The sequence below is a fragment of the Jatrophihabitans sp. genome, assembly GCF_036389215.1.
Taxonomy (GTDB): Bacteria; Actinomycetota; Actinomycetes; order Mycobacteriales; family Jatrophihabitantaceae; genus Jatrophihabitans_A.
On record NZ_DASVQG010000036.1, the window covers coordinates 1 to 2,318 of the forward strand.

At 67.9% G+C, this 2,318-nt stretch carries 2 protein-coding genes; one reads left to right on the forward strand and one right to left on the reverse strand.

What is annotated here, in order from left to right:
* The coding region (locus VF542_RS01685; RefSeq protein WP_408649972.1) for a VOC family protein at positions 1-270 on the forward strand (270 nt) is incomplete at its 5' end.
* Positions 271-315: 45 nt separating this feature from the next.
* Here the strand turns inward: VF542_RS01685 and leuA are convergent.
* On the reverse strand, positions 316-2,082 hold the full coding sequence (gene leuA, locus VF542_RS01690) for a 2-isopropylmalate synthase (RefSeq protein ID WP_408649973.1): 1,767 nt from the start codon (positions 2,080-2,082) through the stop codon (positions 316-318).
* Between the last annotated feature and the right edge of the window lie 236 nt (positions 2,083-2,318).

Consider the following 2,318-nt stretch of genomic DNA (forward strand, 5'->3'; position numbering starts at 1 on the left):
CCCGATGAGGACATGCCGGACTTGGTGCTGCGGCTGGACAAGGGCTTGCTGATCTTCGAAGCCCGCGACGACGTCGCCGAACACACCGTCGAACCGGGCCGGGTCATCATCAACATCGAGGTCGGCGATATGGACACCCTCGCGGCGCATCTGCAGAACGTGGATGGCCTGGAATGGATCCGCCCGGTCGAGACCATCCCGGTGGGCCGCATCGCCACCCTCAAGGACGCCGATGGCAACTTCGTGAATGTCATTCAGCTGAACGCGTAATCCAGTCGAACGGCTAGTCCGATCACAGCGCTGGTGCTGCCCGCATCAGCGCGTCCGGGCGATCCGGTTCACCGCGCTCATCACCGCACGCAGTGAGGCGCCGACGATGGATTCGCTGATCCCGACGCCCCACAGCACCTCGTCACCCACCTCGATCTCCAGGTAGGCGGCCGCCTCGGCGTCACCACCGGAGGTGAGCGCGTGCTCGGAGTAGTCCAGCACCCGGACGCCGATGCCCCCCAGGCCCATGTCCGGCTCGGAGATCGCGCTGCAGAAGGCAGCGATCGGGCCGTTGCCGAGCCCGGAGACGTCCCAGTCGCGCCCGAAGGCGTTGACCACGGCCCGCACCCGGTTCACGCCGTCCTCCGAGGAGGCGGCGAAGGACTTCAGCACGAACGGCGCATTCTCCCGGAACAGGTATTCCGACTCGAAGATCGCCCACATCGTCGCCGCATCGACCTCGCCGCCCTCACCGTCGGCCACCCGCTGGATGACCTGGCTGAACTCGATCTGCAGCCTGCGCGGCAGGTCCAGCTTGTGCTCGCTCCTCATGATGTAGGCAACTCCGCCCTTGCCGGACTGGCTGTTGACGCGGATCACCGCCTCGTAGGAGCGCCCGACGTCCTTCGGGTCGATCGGCAGGTACGGAATGGCCCAGGGCATCTCGCGCACCGGCTTGCCGGCCGCGGCCGCCGCCTTCTCCAGGGCGTCGAAGCCCTTCTTGATCGCGTCCTGGTGCGAGCCGGAGAACGAGGTGTAGACCAGGTCGCCGGCGTAGGGATGCCGCTCGTGCACCCCGATCCGGTTGCAGTACTCCGCCGTCCGGCGGATCTCGTCGATGTCTGAGAAATCGATCTCGGGGTCGATGCCCTGGCTGTAGAGGTTCAGTCCGAGGGTCACCAGGTCGACGTTTCCGGAGCGTTCGCCATTGCCGAACAGGCATCCCTCGATCCGGTCGGCACCGGCCAGCATCGCCAGCTCCGCATCGGCCACCGCGGTGCCGCGGTCGTTGTGGGTGTGCACCGAGAGCGCGACGTTCTCCCGGTGCGGCAGGTTCCGGCTCATCCATTCGATCTGGTCGGCGTAGACGTTGGGGGTGGAACGCTCCACCGTGCACGGCAGGTTCAGCACGATCTCGCGGCCGGCTTCGGGCTGCCAGACGTCCATCACCGCGGTGCAGATCTCCAGCGCGTAGTCCAGCTCGGTGTCCATGAAGATCTCGGGGGAGTACTCGTAGCCGAACTCGGTGGAGCCGGGCATCAGGTAATGCTCGGCGTACTTCAGCACCGCCCGGGTGCCGTCGACCGCGACCGCCGTGCACTGCTCGCGGCCGTCGCCCGGAAAGCCGAAGACCACGTCGCGGAACACCGGCGCCGCGGCGTTGTACATATGCACCGTCGCCCGGTGCGCGCCGACCAGTGACTGCACGGTGCGCTCGATGAGCTCCTCACGGGCCTGGGTCAGCACCGAGATGGTGACGTCGTCCGGAACCCGGCCGGAGTCGATGAGCTCGCGGACGAAGTCGAAGTCGGTCTGGCTCGCGGCCGGAAAGCCGACCTCGATCTCCTTGTAACCCAGCCGTACCAGCAGGTCGAACATGGCCCGCTTGCGGGCGGCGTTCATCGGGTCGATCAGGGCCTGGTTGCCGTCGCGCAGGTCGGTCGAGAGCCACCGGGGGGCCCGGGTGAGGGTGCGGGAGGGCCACTGCCGGTCCGGCAGGTCGACGGCCGGGAAGGGCCGGTACCGGTGTGACGGCATGGTGGTGGGTTGCTGGGCGCTGCGACGGGCGGCGGCGGGAACGGAGGGATGCATGACGAGAACTCCAAGAGGCGCGGGAAGCGTGGTGCCGGACGATGGTCGAGAAGTCGGCACAGCACTTCGCCCCGCGACGAGGGGGCCGACCCGGACGTGGCCCGCAGCCTCAGCTGCGCCGGCCTAACGTCCCAGTGCCTCGTCGCGGCCGCGAAGGAGGAGCAGCGCGCGCATGGTGAGCCCAGGCTACCTGGTCGCGCTGATATTCTGCAGGGGCGTGGGCACCGTGATTGTGG